Origin of the sequence: Phaeobacter cretensis (assembly GCF_047372505.1) — a bacterium.
Lineage (GTDB): Bacteria > Pseudomonadota > Alphaproteobacteria > Rhodobacterales > Rhodobacteraceae > Phaeobacter > Phaeobacter cretensis.
In genome coordinates, this window is the sequence record NZ_JBKBEU010000001.1 from 3,003,579 (window position 1) to 3,020,201 (window position 16,623).

15 protein-coding genes and 2 riboswitches are annotated in these 16,623 nt (G+C 60.1%); of the genes, 3 read left to right on the forward strand and 12 right to left on the reverse strand.

Annotated elements, in window-relative coordinates; genetic code table 11:
• Position 1: 1 nt before the first annotated feature.
• A riboswitch (cobalamin riboswitch) is annotated at positions 2-218 on the reverse strand.
• Between the two features lie 187 nt (positions 219-405).
• The 5 genes from cobA to cbiE are packed head-to-tail and all read right to left on the reverse strand — an operon-like array spanning position 406 to position 4,878.
• A complete protein-coding gene (cobA, locus tag ACEWZM_RS14230) occupies positions 406-1,170 on the reverse strand; it encodes a uroporphyrinogen-III C-methyltransferase (protein ID WP_414007061.1) in 765 nt (254 codons plus the stop codon).
• Positions 1,167-2,486 (reverse strand): cobyrinate a,c-diamide synthase, encoded by a 1,320-nt coding sequence (locus ACEWZM_RS14235; protein ID WP_414007062.1) that lies wholly within the window; start codon positions 2,484-2,486, stop codon positions 1,167-1,169. Before ACEWZM_RS14235 ends, cobA begins: the two co-directional genes overlap by 4 nt.
• A gap of 27 nt (positions 2,487-2,513) precedes the next feature.
• Positions 2,514-3,308 carry a precorrin-4 C(11)-methyltransferase gene (gene cobM / locus ACEWZM_RS14240; protein ID WP_414007063.1) on the reverse strand — a complete coding sequence of 265 codons (795 nt, stop codon included), beginning with the start codon at positions 3,306-3,308 and terminating at the stop codon, positions 2,514-2,516.
• Positions 3,305-3,682, reverse strand: coding sequence for a cobalamin biosynthesis protein (locus ACEWZM_RS14245; protein ID WP_414007064.1), 378 nt, complete (start codon positions 3,680-3,682; stop codon positions 3,305-3,307). The genes cobM and ACEWZM_RS14245 overlap by 4 nt, the downstream gene beginning before the upstream one ends.
• On the reverse strand, positions 3,679-4,878 hold the full coding sequence (cbiE, locus tag ACEWZM_RS14250) for a precorrin-6y C5,15-methyltransferase (decarboxylating) subunit CbiE (protein ID WP_414007065.1): 1,200 nt from the start codon (positions 4,876-4,878) through the stop codon (positions 3,679-3,681). The genes ACEWZM_RS14245 and cbiE overlap by 4 nt, the downstream gene beginning before the upstream one ends.
• On the opposite strand from cbiE, the gene ACEWZM_RS14255 reads away from it, so the two are divergent.
• The gene (locus ACEWZM_RS14255; protein ID WP_414007066.1) at positions 4,877-5,629 is read left to right on the forward strand and encodes a cobalt-precorrin-6A reductase; all 753 of its coding nucleotides are present in this window, start codon (positions 4,877-4,879) and stop codon (positions 5,627-5,629) included. The two genes, cbiE and ACEWZM_RS14255, sit on opposite strands and share 2 nt — an antisense overlap.
• Here the strand turns inward: ACEWZM_RS14255 and cobJ are convergent.
• The 7 genes from cobJ to ACEWZM_RS14290 all read right to left on the reverse strand — a co-directional run bounded on the left by cobJ (position 5,626) and on the right by ACEWZM_RS14290 (position 13,781).
• On the reverse strand, positions 5,626-6,390 hold the full coding sequence (cobJ, locus tag ACEWZM_RS14260) for a precorrin-3B C(17)-methyltransferase (protein ID WP_414007067.1): 765 nt from the start codon (positions 6,388-6,390) through the stop codon (positions 5,626-5,628). The genes ACEWZM_RS14255 and cobJ overlap by 4 nt on opposite strands.
• Complete coding sequence (locus tag ACEWZM_RS14265; RefSeq protein ID WP_414007068.1) at positions 6,387-7,115, reverse strand: precorrin-2 C(20)-methyltransferase; 729 nt, start codon at positions 7,113-7,115, stop codon at positions 6,387-6,389. The genes cobJ and ACEWZM_RS14265 overlap by 4 nt, the downstream gene beginning before the upstream one ends.
• Positions 7,116-7,117: 2 nt before the next feature.
• A complete protein-coding gene (locus ACEWZM_RS14270) occupies positions 7,118-7,747 on the reverse strand; it encodes a precorrin-8X methylmutase (RefSeq protein WP_414007069.1) in 630 nt (209 codons plus the stop codon).
• Position 7,748: 1 nt separating this feature from the next.
• Positions 7,749-8,954, reverse strand: coding sequence for a precorrin-3B synthase (gene cobG, locus ACEWZM_RS14275; protein WP_414007070.1), 1,206 nt, complete (start codon positions 8,952-8,954; stop codon positions 7,749-7,751).
• A complete protein-coding gene (cobN, locus tag ACEWZM_RS14280) occupies positions 8,951-12,196 on the reverse strand; it encodes a cobaltochelatase subunit CobN (RefSeq protein WP_414007071.1) in 3,246 nt (1,081 codons plus the stop codon). The genes cobG and cobN overlap by 4 nt, the downstream gene beginning before the upstream one ends.
• Positions 12,197-12,316: 120 nt before the next feature.
• Positions 12,317-13,351: a cobalamin biosynthesis protein CobW gene (cobW, locus tag ACEWZM_RS14285; protein WP_414007072.1), complete on the reverse strand. Its 1,035-nt coding sequence runs from the start codon at positions 13,349-13,351 to the stop codon at positions 12,317-12,319.
• A 4-nt stretch (positions 13,352-13,355) separates the two neighbouring features.
• Positions 13,356-13,781, reverse strand: a complete 426-nt coding sequence (locus ACEWZM_RS14290) for a DUF1636 family protein (RefSeq protein ID WP_414007073.1) — start codon at positions 13,779-13,781, stop codon at positions 13,356-13,358.
• 100 nt (positions 13,782-13,881) lie between these two features.
• Positions 13,882-14,096, reverse strand: a riboswitch (cobalamin riboswitch).
• 50 nt (positions 14,097-14,146) lie between these two features.
• On the opposite strand from ACEWZM_RS14290, the gene cobO reads away from it, so the two are divergent.
• A complete protein-coding gene (cobO, locus tag ACEWZM_RS14295; protein WP_414007074.1) occupies positions 14,147-14,782 on the forward strand; it encodes a cob(I)yrinic acid a,c-diamide adenosyltransferase in 636 nt (211 codons plus the stop codon).
• A 237-nt stretch (positions 14,783-15,019) separates the two neighbouring features.
• On the forward strand, positions 15,020-16,591 hold the full coding sequence (locus tag ACEWZM_RS14300) for an adenylate/guanylate cyclase domain-containing protein (protein WP_414007075.1): 1,572 nt from the start codon (positions 15,020-15,022) through the stop codon (positions 16,589-16,591).
• The last annotated feature ends 32 nt before the right edge of the window (positions 16,592-16,623 follow it).

The window sequence follows — 16,623 nt, forward strand, 5'->3', positions numbered from 1 at the left end:
GGGATGTTTTGGTTGCATGGCCGGTCTCCTGACTCGCGGGTCGCTGCTCGCTTTCCTCCTTCCCAGCCTGTTGGCCAGTGGATGATGGAAAGCTGCTCGCCGCTCACAGTCGCGGGGGCGGTTGAGGCTTCGGCGCCGCTATTGGGTCCGCCGTTCCTCATTCCCGTTTCAGTCCTGACGCTTAGCGCCGTTGGAACACCATATGCCGCCTTAGTGCCCGCTGCGGTCTGCCTTGGTCAAGTTTGAATCCGGCCCCGTAGGAGGAGATTACGACGCGTCTTCGGGTCAGCTATTGTCTGCGCAGCACCAACAGATTGAGCCCACCCGTGAAGACGGGCAGACGAACGGGGCGCATTAAGCCTCGAGGTCTGAATTTGGCGCAAATTTTGTGGAAGGGCCGGTCTCTTATTCGACGTTCTGCGCGCTCACACTTGCATGGGCCGGATCCGCCGGATGATCCGCCAACGGGCCATATAGGATCAGCACAGGGGCGGTGGTCTCCATCGCGCGCAGCACCTCTGGTAACTCGCCCACGGTGTGACAGTGCAGCGATTGTTCCGGCGTCGATACCCCCAGCGCGATCAGCGCATGCGTTTGCGGCGGTAACCCGGCCTCCAGCAGCCTTTCTGCCAGTGCTGCAAACGTCCGCTTGCCCATATAGACCACAGTGGTCGCATCCGGATCAGCAAGTGCGGCAAGGTTTAACTGATCCGGCAATCCGCCGGTTACGTCGTGGCCGGTTATGAATTGCAATCGCCGTGCTGTCAGACGCCGCGTCAGTGGGATATTTGCCGCTGCCGCCGCCGCCGAAGCAGCAGTGACACCGGGTATGATCTCAAACCCTATCCCGGCTTGCCGCAATGCGGTGATTTCTTCTTCCAGTCGACCAAAAACACCGGAATCCCCGGACTTAAGCCGCACCACATGCTGGCCGCTTTGAGCATAATCGACCAGCAACTGGCTGACGTGATCCTGTTTCGGAGAGGGGCGTCCAGCTCGTTTCCCGACACCGACCAGATCCGCATCGGTGCGCGCATGGGTCAGGATTGGACCCGAAGAAAGATCGTCAAACAGGACTGCATCCGCAGCTTCCAGCCGTTTTACCGCCTTCACGGTCAGCAATTCCGGATCACCAGGGCCGGAGGAGACAAAGCTGACAAAGCCCGTCATGCCGGCTCTCCGGTGATCAGATGAAAGAAGGTGCCAGTGACATGACCTTTGATCGAACCTGTTTCCGGAACAGGGCCGCCATCTGCGTCCATGACCTGCGCCAACGGCGCGTCAGGTTCGTCCAGAATGGTGGAGTAATGGAACTCATGTCCGCGCAAGGCCTGTCCTGCCTCAAACCCCGGCATTCCCGCCTGAAGGATTGCACGCCGGTAACCAAGGTGGAATTTACGTTTCTCATACGAGGTCACAAGCCCCAACAACCCTGCCATCTGGTGCCGATTGCCTGCCTTGTCGATCAACGCCTCACCCAGAGCCATATACCCGCCGCATTCGCCATGAACGGGCTTGGTTTCAGCATGTTTACGCAGACCGCTTCGGAACGTTTCAGCCGCCGCCAGCGTACCGCCATGCAATTCGGGATAGCCGCCGGGTAGCCAGACCAGATCTGCGTCAAGAGCCGGGGCTTCATCCGCAAGCGGGGAAAACGGCAGGATTTCTGCGCCTGCCGCACGCCAGCCTTCCAGCAGATGCGGATAGGTAAAGGAAAATGCCGCATCCCGCGCCAAGGCTATCCGTTGTGCCGGGGGCAGGGGCAGTTGGGCTTTCGCAGGGGCAGCACCGGCCAGCGCCGCCGCTTTGATCGCTGCAAGATCAACATTGTCGCGTAGAAACGTTGCATAGCCTGCAATTGCGGCTTCCAGATCGGGATGTTCCACCGCCTGGATCAGGCCAAGATGCCGCTCCGGCAGGGTCAAATCGCCACGTCGCGGAAGCGAGCCCAGCACTTTGATGCCAGCCTTTTCCATTCCAAGGCGGGTCAGCCGTTCATGGCGTGGACTGGCAACCCGGTTCAGGATGACCCCGGCAAAGGGCAGGTCCGGGTCGTAGTTTTTGAACCCCAGTGCCGTTGCTGCTGCCGACTGCGCCTGACCACCTACATCGACGACCAAGATTACCGGCCAGCCCATGCGTTTGGCGGTCTCGCCAGAGGAACCAAAACCGGATTGGCCACGTGTAGCCACACCATCGTACAGCCCCATGGAGCCTTCACCGATGCAGATTTCCGCGCCCGTAGCCTGCCCCGTGACCGCATCTAACAGCCCGCCATCCATCGCCCAGGTATCAAGATTGAAACTGGGGCGTTTCGCCGCCGCCAGGTGAAAGGCTGGATCGATGTAATCCGGGCCGCTCTTATAGGGTTGGACGACCAGGCCATCTTCGGCCAAGGCCCGCAGAAGGCCCAGCATAACGGTTGTCTTGCCGGTGCCCGAGGACGGGGCCGAGATCATCAGCCCGGGCGGGTTCATTATCGTCATGGGTTCGGTTTCCCCTCCGTCATCCGATCAGTCATCACCGTGACTCCAGCTTGACCACGGGCTGTCGGCGCTTTGCGGCCGGTAGCGGCGGTCATACGCGGTCGAGTAAAGACAGCTCTCTTCAAAGCCTTCGCCGTTAAGCACTGGCCCCACCAGAATAAGCGCGGTGCGCGATATTTTCTCATCCATCGAAACCTTCAGCGTGTCCAGCGTTGCGCGGATGATTTGCTGATCCGGCCAACTGGCACGGTACACCACCGCAACCGGACAGTCCCCACCGTAATGTGGCGTAAGGCTTTCAACCACGTGATCCAGATTGCCGATCGACAGGTGAATTGCCAATGTTGTCCCTGTCTTGGCGAAATTCTCCAGTGACTCGCCCGCAGGCATCGAGGATGCGCGCCCTGGCGTGCGGGTCAGCACCACGGATTGGCCCAGCCCCGGAAGCGTCAGCTCGGTCCCCAACGCGGCGGCGGCAGCGGCAAAAGACGGCACGCCGGGTGTCACGCTCACGGGAATACCCTCTGCCTTAAGCCGACGGATCTGCTCGCCCATGGCTGACCACACAGACAGATCGCCCGAATGCAGTCGCGCCACGTCATGCCCTGCCTCATGCGCTGCTTTGATCTCTGCCACGATAGCCTCCAGATCCATTGCGGCCGTGTTCACCACATTGGCATCTTCTGGGCAGTGGCTCAGGATTTCCTCCGGCACCAGGGATCCGGCATAAAGGCACACCGGGCAGGCTGCGAGGATATCGCGCCCACGCAGGGTCAGAAGATCGGCAGCGCCCGGTCCGGCGCCAATAAAGTGAACGGTCATAGCTCAAGTCTTTCTGCAATAGCCGCGGTGGCAAGCCCATCCGCGGTAACAACTCTGGGGGCGAGAAGGCGCGCCCGCGCACCTGCCTGCCCTTGGCGCGCCCCCACCAGCGCCGCGGCTTCCGCGAGCGATCCGGTGCCAAAGCGCGCTTTGATCCTCGGTGAGCAGGTCAACGTCTGCTCCCCGGCAATATCGTGTTCCTGCAGGGCAATCACCGGCAGGCCGGCTTTGCGTGCGAACTCCAACATGACAGCGGTCTCGGCCTTTCCAATAACGGAGGCCAGAGCGTCCACCTGTTCGCCAGTCAAAGCCAGCGCCGCCTGTAAGTCCGCAGCTGTAGCGGCGTCGCGAAACCCAATGCCTGCAACCTTCATCGCACCACGACCCACTGTATGACAGGCCGCGCCCGCTCCCAACCTCGCATACTGCCCAAGGGGCCGGCTTCGGCAATCTCAGCTTTCAATAGATGCCCGCCGTATATCCCATGGGCCTGCATCAGCAGTGTTTCAGTTTCCAGCGTCACACCATTGGCCACAAGCCGCGTGCCTGCGGGCAGGATTTGCCAGAGATGGTCCAAAAGCGTCTGCGAACCTCCGCCGCCGATGAATACGCAATCTGGCAGGTGCTGGCCTTCCAGCACAGCGGGGGCCTTGCCGAGCACCGCTGTCATCCGGTGGTCTATGCCAAAGGCTGCCGCATTGCTGCGGATGTTTTCCAGACGGCTTTCGCGAGACTCAAAAGTGATCGCCCGTGCGCCGGATGCAGCAAGGCACCATTCTACCGAAACAGATCCTGAGCCACCGCCTATATCCCACAACAACTCGCCGATGCGTGGTGCCAAAGCAGAGAGAGTGAGCGCCCGGATCGGCCGCTTGGTGATCTGCCCGTCGCTGGTAAACAGATCATCCGCCAAACCGGTTGACTGCGGCAGCCCCTTGCTGCCTGCAGTGTCTACCGCGACCGCGACTGGCGCTTGAATCGCCTGCAGCTCAAATCCCTCAGCAGTGGTAACGCGCCCTCGCTGCCGTGGGCCGCCAAGGCATTCCATCACCGTGATCTGCGAGCCACCAAAGCCTTCAGCGGTCAGCCATTCAGCCAGCTCAGCAGGGGCGTGGCCGTCGCGCATCGTGCAGATGACGCGGGTGTTGCGCCCAAGCAGGGGCCGTAGGCGGGCATAAGGCGCGGCATGCAGCCCGAGGCAAAGCACCTCTTCCAGCTTCCAGGCCAGATGGTTCGCAGCGAGAGCGAATGTAGATGGCACCGGATGTGATATCCACTCGCCGGCCTCCAGATGTTGCGCCAGAGACCCGCCAGCGCCATGCCAGAACGGATCGCCTGAGGCCAGAACAGCCACGCGCCGTCCACGCATTTTCAGGACCGGCTCAACCGAAAAGGGCACAGGCCAGGGCTGGCCCTTGGCACCAGCCGCCACCAGATCCAGATGTCTGGGGCCGCCGAAAACAATCTCAGCCTCCGCCAGCGCCTTCCGGCTTGCATCTGTCAGACCTTCCAGTCCATTTTCGCCCAGACCTATGATCGTCAGCCAGTGCTTTGAAAGGCCATCAGACATGACACGCATCCTCCTGCTGGGCGGCACCACCGAGGCTTCGGCATTGGCCAGAACGCTTGCCGAGGCGGATGCGGACGCAGTGTTTTCCTATGCGGGCCGCACGGCGAAACCTGTCAGCCAGCCGCTGCCCACCCGTGTTGGCGGTTTTGGTGGTGCCGAAGGGCTGGCAGCCTATTTGGGGGACGAAGGCATCACACATGTTGTCGATGCCACGCATCCGTTTGCCGCGCAGATGAGCACGAATGCCGTTCAGGCCTGCACCACGGCCGGCGTGGCGCTTTGCGGTTATGAACGTCCCCCTTGGCAGGCCGGCGCAGGCGATGAATGGCTGCACGCCACCAGCATCGATGCTGCGGTAGATGCTTTGCCCGATAGCCCTGCGCGAGTGTTTCTGGCCATCGGCAAGCAGAACCTCAGCCAGTTCGCCGTGAAACCTCAACATCACTACCTGTTGCGACTGGTCGATCAACCCGATGCGCCGTTGCCATTGCCACAGACCATGGTTGAGATCGCCCGTGGTCCGTTTGACGTGGCGGGCGACACATCGCTGATGCAGCGCCATGCCATCACCCATGTGGTGGCCAAGAATGCAGGCGGCACCGGAGCTCATGCCAAACTCACCGCGGCGCGCAACCTCAACCTGCCGGTTATCATGATCGGACGGCCGGAGCTGTCCGCCAAAGCAGGACAACGGCCCGTCCTGGGCAGCGTGGAAGAGGTTATGGCCTGGCTGTCTCATCGAAGTGACTAGCTCTCAGCCGCGTAGCGGGGAGTGTAAACGTAGGATCCTATGCGCCGTGTGTCGCGATTGCCGACAATGACCACGGTGCGCATATCGGCCATCTCCGGCGTTGCGTCTTTCAACGCGACTGTCAGCAGCTCCTGACCGGGCTTGGTCACATCGCGTGCAAATGTAATCAGCGTATCAGCCCCGCAGGCATCTCGTAGGATCTCCAGCGCGCGGGCAAACTGATGTGGGCGTGATTTTGAGCGCGGGTTGTAAAAGGCCATCGCTAACCCGGCCTCGCCAACCAGCTGCAGTCGCTTTTCAATCAGGCTCCAGGGTTTGAGATTGTCGCTCAGGTTGATGGCGGCAAAATCATGCCCCAATGGGGCACCAATGGCAGCGGCAGCCGCAAGCATTGCCGTGATGCCGGGCAAAACGCGGATCTCCAGCTCGAGCCAGTCGGGATTGGTGACGGCGTTGGTTTCCAGTGCCTCAAACACTGCAGATGCCATGGCGAACACACCCGGATCGCCAGAGGAAACGACAACAACGCGCTTGCCCGCGGCGGCCATCTCCAGCGCGTGGGTGGCACGGTCGACCTCGACCCGGTTGTCTGTCGCATGCAGGGTCAGCCCATCGCGGGATTCGATGCGCTTTACATAGGGGATATAGCCAACAATATCGGTGGCTTCATCGATGGCGTCGCGGACTTCTTGGGTCACCAGCGTCTCATTTCCGGGGCCAAGCCCCGCAATCACCACGCAGCCGTTTTCTGTGCTGCTCATGGTCGGCGCCCCTGTCCATGAACCAAGACAATGGAGAAATAGGGGACCTCGCCGGTCACCTCGGACAACTTCTGCACAGTCTGTCCGGGCATGGTGCCGCGTTCGACCAGAAAGGCGTCGTCCGCGCGACCCGCACGGTCTAGCGCGCGGCGCAACTTGGGCAGGTTGCGGCCGATTTTCATCACCACCAGCGCATCGGTGGTCTTGGCGCGTTCTGCCAGCTCGTCCTCATTGAGGGTGGCCATCGCCACAGTCAGGACATCGTCTCCCCAGGTGATTGGCTGGCCAGAGGCCGTCCAACAGCCAGACATGCCGGTGATGCCGGGGATGATCTCCTGCTCGGCACGCCCCTGCAGCCGGGTATAAAGATGCATGTAGGAGCCGTATAGAAACGGGTCGCCCTCACACAACACCACAACCTCCTCGGTTTTTGCGATTTCGGCCAGGGTATCGGCCCATCTGTCGTAGAACTCGGACAGGACCCGGTTGTATTCAGGATCAGAGAAATGGATCTCGGTGGTAACCGGGTATTCCATCGCGTGTTCGGTGACGCCTTCGGCCAACATACCGTCGACGATGGCGCGGGCCTGCCCTTTGCGGCCTGCTTTGCGGAAGTAAGCAATATGGCGTGCGCCCGAAATCTTCCGGTGTGATCGTATACTCATCAGATCCGGATCGCCGGGGCCAAGCCCGGCACAGATGACTTTGCCTGTTGCAAGTGTCATGGCTATTCTTTCCAGCTCGCCAGCGCATTGACGGCCGCCACGGTGATCGCAGAGCCACCCAGGCGGCCCTTTACGATCATGGAGGGCACTGGCAGATCCTGCATCAGCGCATCTTTGGATTCCATCGCGCCAACAAACCCCACAGGGCAGCCGATGATGGCAGCAGGGCGTGGGCAGGCGGGGTCCTTCAGTATATTGAGCAGATGAAACAGCGCGGTGGGGGCGTTGCCGATGGCCACAACAGCACCGTCCAGCTTGGGACGCCAAAGCTCAAGCGCCGCGGCGGAGCGAGTATTGGACATCTCCTTGGCCATCTCCGGCACCTTGGGATCGCGCAGCGTGCAGATCACCTCGTTGTTGGCAGGCAGGCGGGGGCGGGTGATGCCTTCGCTGACCATATACGCATCACACAGGATCGGCGCACCGTCCGCCAATGCGGCGCGAGCGGCCTCTGCCATTCCGTCGGAAAAACGCACGTGCTCTTCCAAGCCGACCATTCCGGCGGCGTGGATCATGCGGACCACAACACTCTCTTCATCTTTGTTGAAGCGGCCAAGGTCGGCTTCGCTGCGGATTGTGGCAAAGCTCTCGGCGTAGATGGCAGCGCCGTTGGTTTCATAGGTGTGGAGCATGTCAGCTGCCCTCTGTCATTAGGTCGGGAGTGGCCCGCAGGGTGCGGGCACTCAGGGAGGTGTTTAGCGGGTGATCGGCGGCGGTGCCATCATGGATAAGGTCAAATCGGTCGTGGTCTGTTGCTGTAAGCACCAGATCGGCGGGATGTGGGTGCGCACAGCCCTTTGTGCAGCCGGAAACATGCAAGTGCTTGCCGACAGGAACGGCGGCCGCCAGATCGCGCGCCAGATCGCGCGTGATCGCGCGCGCCTGCTGGCAACCGGGTGCTCCGGTGCAGGCACTGACCCGCAGGCGGGAATCTGTTGCATCCGGGATCAGGCCGGGCAAGGCTGGAACTGATGTTACCCCTTCCACAAGAAGCATCCGCCAGGGTGTCAGACGCAGCGCGCCGTGATCGGCCAGCTCGGCCAGACTACTTGCGGGCATCTGCCCAAATTCCAGCGCTATCAGCAGTGCGCCACCTTCGAGGCTTGGAATGAGGCTGGATACTGGGCCAGGCGTCGGGCGTTGGGCGTATTGCGCAGCGGTGCCGCCGGACGCGACATGTGCCGAGGGCGGGCCGCGACGCTCAATCAGCTGACGCATTCTGCCGCGTCCCGCAGGTGCGCCGTCTTGGTCAAGAAACCAGCGTGCAAGCGCCAGTGTCTCTGTTGCGGCGTTGTCGGCGCTGACTAGCATGCCGCGCGTTGCACCATCTGCGCGCAGCAGGAGCCCATCTGCTGTGCGTTCAATGCGAATATCGGCGGCTGTTTGGCATAGAACGGGGGCAGGACCGCAATCAATGGCAACGCCGAATTTGCCGGGCAGAGCCAGATCAGTGGCTTTGGTCAGGGCGGTTGTCAGATCTTTGGCGATCCGGTGGCTGTCATCACCCGACTGCCAGAACGGTGTCAGCGTGATATTGCGACGGGCCTCAGCGGTCGGGTCAGTATCGACCAACTCCAGATCACGCAGGCCTGCGATCAGTGCTTCATAGGCGTCTTCGCGGATGCCGCGCAGCTGCAGATTGGCGCGGGCCGAAATGTCGATCACCCCGGACCCGCAGCGCTGTGATAGTTGCGCCAGACCGCGGGCCTGATCCTGCGTCAAACGCCCCAACGGTGCACGGATGCGCACCACCAGCCCGTCGCCGGACATCATTGGACGTAGTGCGCCGGGGCACCAGCCAAAGACTTTTGGGTCGGTCCTGTCGGCCGGGGCGATCACACTGCGCCCTCCAGCTCTGCCATGATGGAATTGCGGCGCGTGCTCCATAGGCCCGCATCCAGTAGCGCGTGAAAGCGATCACGCATCGCCCGCAGGGCTTCCGGGTTTTCGCGCTGCATAAAGTCCACCAGATCATCGCGTCCCAGCGTGGCCTCGAAATAGAGATCAAACAGATGCGGCGGCACCACTTGTGCCAGATGCGCAAACGCTGCCATATGATCCAGCGTCGCTGCGACCTCGGCGGCACCACGAAACCCGTGGTTCATCATCGAGGTGGCCCAATCGGGGTTTGCCGCACGGGCGCGGGTCACGCGGGCGATCTCTTCACCCAGCGACCGCGCCTTTGGTGTGTCCGGCCGCGTCGCATCCATGTGATAGAGCGCTGGTGCCTCTTGGCCAATGCGCGCCATCGCGGCGGCAAAACCGGCCTCATGGGCCGCATAATCTGACGCGATCAACAGATCGGTTTCGGGCAGGTCCTGCAGGTGCACAAAACTATCCGCGGTCTGCAGGCGGCCCTCAAGCGCGTCACGCGCCTCATGGATCTCTCCTTTTGCATCAATGGCATGGGAGGAGGCGCTGAGCCAGGCCTCGCCTGCAGCCAACCGCGCCTCTTCGGTGTAGTCATCCAGATGGGGGGTCATCGACAGGCCGTATTGGCCGGGCTTAGGTCCAAAGACGCGCGGGGTTCGTGCCAGGTATGGGTTGTCGGTCTGGCTTTCTTCCCGCAATGCAAGAGCCCCTGCTGCAGCCTCGAACATCTGTGCCAGACCTGGAAAGACGTCTCTGAACAGGCCCGAGACACGGAGCGTTACGTCGATACGGGGGCGGTTCAGCATCGAAAGAGGCAACACCTCAAAGCCGGAAACACGCTCGGAGCCTTCGTCCCATTTGGGAGCAAGGCCCGCAAGATGCAGGGCCATGGCAAATTCCTCGCCGGCCGTGCGCATCGTGGCGGACCCCCAAAGATCAATTACCAATCCGCGTGGCCAGTCGCCGTGGTCCTGAAGGTGGCGGCGCAACAGCTCTTCCGCCAGTTTGACACCTTGTGCCTGCGCCGCGCGCGAAGGCACCGCGCGGGGGTCCGTAGTAAAGAGGTTGCGTCCCGTGGGCATCACATCGGCGCGACCACGAAACGGCGATCCTGATGGGCCGGGAGAGACCATCTGGCCGTTCAGGGCCGCAATCAACCCTGCGCGTTCCTCTGTGCCGCATTGGCCGGTGCCAAAGATATGAAGCCCTTCGCCGTACTGGCTTTCCTTGATGTCGCAGACAAAGGCGTCGATGCGTGTGATCGCCTCGGCAGCACAGCTGTCAGGCGTAAGACCCAGATCGGATTCGACGCCGGTGCCCTGGGCCTCTTGCCGGATGCTGTCAACCAGCCGGTCGCGGCGCGCAGGGTCCAGACCATCGGCAGTGGAGTATTCATCGAGCAGGCTTTCCAGCCGGGCCATGCCCTCGGGAAGGTTGGTCTGTGCCATGGGTGGCGGCAGATGGCCCAGCGTGACGGCTCCAATGCGTCGTTTGGCCTGCGCGGCCTCACCGGGGTCGTTTACAATAAAGGGATAGGCCACGGGCTGCGGTCCGGTGAGCACCTCTGGCCAGCACGCAGCAGAGAGCGCTACGGATTTGCCGGGAAGCCATTCCAGCGTACCGTGGGCACCGATATGGACAATGGCGTCTGACTGAGGGCGCAGCCATAGGTAGAAGGCGACATAGGCGTGACGCGGAGTTCGGTCCAGATCGTGATAGTCATCAACACGGGTTTTGACTTCACCACGTTCCGGTTGCAGCGCAATCAGTGCTTTGCATGCCCGTAACGCTTTGAAGTGAAAGGCCCCATCGCGACAATCGACATCATCTTCCGGGCGGCCCCAAGCTTCTGCCAGGGTGTTCTGCAGGTCCTGCGGCAAGGTGGCAAGCGCGGCCTTGTAGTCTTCCAAAGGGAAACTCAGCGTTTCATCCATCAGCCTTAAACCGGTGCTTTCGAGCGGCTCTACCACATAGCCCTGATCCCACAGCTCGCGTAAGATCTCATCGCAGGACGCCAGTGCATCGAGCCCTACGGCATGGGCCAGATTATGATCGCGTCCGGGATAAGTGGACAGTACCAGCGCCAGGTTCTTGTCGGCATTGGGCAACCGTGACAGGCGCAGCCAGCCCTCGACACGGTCTACGGCAGCTTGGACGCGGCCAATATCGGCACGATGGGCGAATCGGGAATACTGAAGGTCGGGGTCCTTCTTGCCGGGGGCCTTGAAACTGATCAACCCAGCAAAGATGCGCCCGTCCACCTCGGGAAGGACGACATGCATCGCAAGATCAGCGGGCGACAATCCGCGATCAGCTTCCGCCCAGTCCTTGCGGCGTGCTGTCGACAATGCGACCTGAAACACTGGGCAGCCTGTTGTCGACAGTGGTGAGGCGCTGCCGTCCATACCTTGTGCGGAAAACGCTGTTGCGTTGATGATGGCAGAGGGGGCCAGGGCGGGTAGAGAGCTGCGTAGCCATTTCGCGGCTTCCGGTGCTTTCAGACTTGAGGCAAAGACTCCGTGCGCGGCATAGCCCCGCGTGCGCAACTCAGCGATCAGCGCATCTACGGGCGCGGTATCGGCCGCGGTCAGGTAAGAGCGGTAAAAGCTGACCAGAACCAGCGGTTTGTCTCGCGCAGGCAAATCGGAAAGCACACCTGCAGCCGGGTCGTAATATCCATATTGTGGCACGGATTTCAGGCCGACCACCGGCCCGGCATAGAGGCCTGCGGCGAGGGATAACTGGGCCAGTGCAGCCTGTGCAGCTACCGCGCCACCAGTGTCACAGAGGTGCTGGAGACGGCGCAGGGTGGATACAGGTAGGGTCGATAGTTCGTCGAGACGTGCGTCTTCGCGCCCATCTGCGGGCAGGACTGCCAGTGCAATTCCCTTGCGCCGTGCCAGATCCTGCAGCGTCGCAAGCCCATAGGACCAATAGCTTTCGCCACCAATGAGACGAACAAGGACGCCCTTGGCGCCCTCCAGTGTTTGCTCGGCATAAACATCGACTGAGAGCGGGTGTTTTAGCGCGATCAGATTTGCGAGGCGCAGGCTTGGAAGCCGATCCTTGCCACGATGCCAGCCCGCCGCAAAGGCCCCAAGGTCACTGTCAGAGAACGACAACACCACCAGATCGCCGGGCGTCTGCCCGAGATCCTGTGGGGTATCACTCTCATCAAGTCCGTGGCTTTCGCGGAAGACGACATGCATAGATCAGGCCCTTTTGACAAGAAGAGCGAAAGGCAGCGCCCGTCCTACCCAGATGGGGGAGGGGCGCTGCCCGGCATTTCTGCCGGGCGAAACACTTGAGGTTTCGCCTTGGCACATTGCTTACGCGCCCAGCTCGGCGCGGATGGCCTCGGCGTTGATGTCGTCATGTTCGGCAATGACCACCAGCTGGGTGCGACGCGGCGCATCACCCCAGGGTTTGTCATATTGCGCGCGCAGGCGCTCGCCCACGGCCTGTACCAGCATCCGCATTGGTTTTCCTTCGACGGCAACATAGCCTTTGACGCGCAGGATATTGCGGTCACGGGCGAGTTTCACAATAGCATCTTGCAACGCTTGCGGGTCAGAGACTTCGCCCATTTCGACTACAATGCTTTCGAAATCGTCATGCTCGTGATCATGATGGCCATCGTGATGGCTGGGGCGGGCATCCAGATCATCTTCTGCAGCGGCCGCCAGACCCAGAATCACACGCGGATCAATCACGCCTTCGCTCATCGGCAGGATCGGCAGTTTGCGCGGTGTCTCGGCCTCGATCACGGTGCGGGCTTTCTCGATGCCAGCCTCACCAGCCAGATCGGCTTTAGACAACAGGATGATATCTGCGCAGGAGATCTGATCCTCAAACACCTCGGACAGAGGTGTTTCGTGATCCAGGCTCTCATCGGCTTCGCGCTGGGCCGCAACGGCGTCCAGATCGGGGGCAAATTGGCCCTTGGCGACAGCTTCAGCATCAGCCAGCGCTATGACGCCATCCACAGTGATGCGGGAGCGGATCGCAGGCCAGTCAAAGGCCTTCAGCAACGGTTTGGGCAGCGCCAGACCTGAGGTTTCAATCAGGATGTGTTCGGGCTGCTCGGGCAGAGCCATCAATGCTTCGATCGTGGGAATGAAATCATCCGCGACAGTGCAGCAGATACAGCCGTTGGCCAGCTCGACAATGTTGTTTTCCGGGCAGTTTTCATCAGCACAGGATTTCAGAATCTCGCCATCCACCCCCGCGGTGCCGAATTCGTTGACAAGCACGGCCAGACGTTTGCCTTGCGGGTTCTGCATCAGATGCCGGATCAGCGTAGTTTTGCCCGCACCAAGAAAGCCGGTGATGACGGTGACTGGGATTTTATTCAGGTCGCTCATGTGCTTAGTCCTTGGACGAAGAGGGGGAGAGGAAAATTTTGGGGGCCGGAGCCTCTGCAGGGGCCGTGACAGGTGCGGGCGGAATGCGGGCAATGGACTGTTTGCGGAACACGACCGGGCGTTCGCGCCAGGGCACCAGACCATCCGTGGTGGCAGCATAGGCAGCCGCGCCTGACAGGATGTCGGGTACATGCTCATCCGGGTCGAGGTCGCCGTAGATATAGCTCCAGCGCGCATCACCGCCGCTGAGAACCATGGAACAGCCACGTGTGCAGGCGGACAGGCATTCGATCCCGCGTACGGCAACCCCTTCGGGCAGGTCGGCCTCCTGCAAGGCAGAGAGCATACGTGCGCCGGGGCGGGGGGCCTCCGGGTCGGTCACCTCGCCGCGACGGCAGGTGGTGCAGATCGTCAAAGTTACCTCGTCCATGAGCGCCCTTCACTTGGTTTCAGCGATGGGGGCTGCGTGCCAGCGGGAGCGCAAAGAAGCGCAGGTATCCCAGCCGGTCGCGGAACACCCCGTCCGCCCGTTGCGTTTCTTACTGTTGGCAGGTCTCCCGGCTTGCGGATGCCAGAGCAATCAGCTCTGACGGTCATCCTGCCTTCCCGAGTTTCCTCAGTGGCATCGGAGACCTCTCCGGTCACGGTCGCGGGGGCGGCTGCGCTTGATCGGGCCCAAATGGCCCAACTGTCACATTCCCTCTTCGCCTGCCAAATGGCAGGAACCAACAAAACCCCCTTGCGCCATTGCCCCTGTCTTTGTCAAGACATGGGCGGACCACTAGGAGAGCCCCAATGAGCGATAAGCCCGATACCGACATTTCCGAAGCAGAAGCGGCACGCCATGCGGCGAAGATGGCCAAGAAGAAAGCTGCCCGCGATCGCATGATGCAAAACAAGGACGGCGAAAAAGGGCTGATCATTGTTCACACGGGGCCGGGCAAGGGCAAATCCAGCTCTGGCTTTGGCATGATTATGCGCTGTATCGCCCATGAAATGCCCTCGGCCGTTGTGCAGTTTATCAAAGGTGCGTGGCAGACCGGAGAACGCACTCTGATCGAAGAAAACTTCAGCGAGCTATGCCAGTTTTACGCAATGGGCGAAGGCTTTACCTGGGAGACCCAGGATAAGGCCCGCGATATTGCCGCAGCACAAAAGGGCTGGGAAAAGGCCAAGGAAATGATCCGCGACGAGCGCAACACCATGGTGCTCCTGGATGAGATCAACATCGCCCTGCGCTATGACTACATCGACATCGCGGATGTGGTGGAGTTTCTGGAAACCGAAAAACCACCAATGACCCACGTGGTGCTGACCGGCCGCAACGCCAAAGAAGAGCTGCTCGAGATCGCCGATCTGGCCACTGAGATGGGTCAGATCAAACACCCTTTCCGTGACGGCATCAAAGCCCAGAAGGGCGTGGAATTCTGATCACCTGGGGTAATGATAAATAAAAATCCCTCGCAAGAATTTGCGGGGGATTATTTGAAGGGGCGCAGCAGGGCGATACAGATCCATCCTCTGCTAGCGGCGCTTGCAGGTAGTAGCCGTTCAAAACGGCAATGCAGAAAACCTGGAAGCATTGCTTTGAATGTTTGTAAGATGCGCAAAACGGGATCGTGCATAACTGGGGTTTCCAGCAGAGAAATGCGGCAGCAAGGGTATTTTATGGACCATTTTGGGCGTTTTCTTTTGGCGCGGCCATATTGGTTGGTCGTCGTAGTAATAGTTGCACTCGTCGGTCTTCCTCTGACTATCTGGCTCGATCTGCGCAACCTGTCGGACGAGACGCTACGTCGGCAGGCGACCAGCCTGAATGGGATCATCACATCAGTACGGTCATATTATGCGACGAATGTGGTGTCGCGGGTGGTGAATTCGCAGGCTGAGACGCAGGCGTTACACAATTATCTAGACGTAAATGGGGCTATCCCAATCCCGGCTACGCTTTCGCTTGAGCTAGGGGCGGAAATTGGTGCGGTCGAGGGAGATGTCGAGTATCGTTTTGTCTCAGATTTCACATTCGCGAACCGGCCGCCACACAAGCTCAGCGAATTTGAACGCAATGCGTTGCTCCAATTTCGCACCGAGCCTCAGGGCGCCCAATTCGTTGTAAACTCAACCGGAAATGCGTGGAACCGCGAAATCACCCTCATGACGCCGGTGGTGATGGCAGGGGGGTGCGTCAGTTGTCATAATTCCCATGCCGAGAGCCCCAAGACGGATTGGAAGGTTGGTGACGTTCGTGCATTGCAAACCGTTACTGTTCGGCAGCCCGTCGCCCTCAACCTTTGGTCATTTAAGTGGTTGTTGCTGTATTTTGCAGCCGCTGGAACCATGGGGCTTTTCTTTGCCGCGATGCAGTACAAACTTGCAGGCAGTTTCAGCCGGATGAATGATGAGCTTACGGCAAACAACGAGTTTTTAGCTGGCATATCGTTGAAGATTTCGAAGTATCTTTCACCGCAAGTCTACAAATCCATCTTTTCGGGAGAGAAAGACGCTTCGATCTCGACCGAGCGGAAAAAGCTGACGGTCTTCTTCTCTGATATCAAAGACTTTACAGCCACAACCGAACGTATGCAGCCGGAAGAGCTAACCGCTCTTTTGAATGAATACTTTACTGAAATGTCCCATATTGCCGAAGCCCATGGGGCGACGATTGACAAGTTCATCGGCGACGCAATTGTCGCGTTTTTTGGTGACCCAGAGACAAAAGGCACGACCGAAGACGCGCGCGCCTGTGTGCGAATGGCGCTGGAAATGCAGCAGCGTTTGGCGGATCTTGGCGAAACCTGGAAGGAAAAGGGACTTGAGCATCCGTTCAGGGCACGGATGGGTATCAACACCGGGTTTTGTAACGTTGGGAACTTCGGCTCAGATGAGCGGATGGATTATACGATTATAGGTGCCGAGGCGAACTTGGCTGCTCGATTGGAAAGCATAGCGGAACCGGGCGGCATTGTTCTCAGCTATGAAACCTATGCCCATGTCCGCGATATTATTGATGCAGAGCCAATGGAGGCCGCTCACTTCAAGGGCATCGCGCGTGAAATCATACCTTACCACATTAAAAAAATTCAGGTTTCGGAAACGCAAACGTCAAAGATTCCTCAGGTAGAGGATGGAGACAAATTGACAGTAGATTTGACATCTCTTGATGAACCTACGCGTGCGCTGATGCGGGCGGCTATCCGAGAGGCGTTGACCAAAGCACAGCAGCCTGAACCAGCCGGGTAGAGAGTTTATTAGCCTTCATGCACGCGGTTACT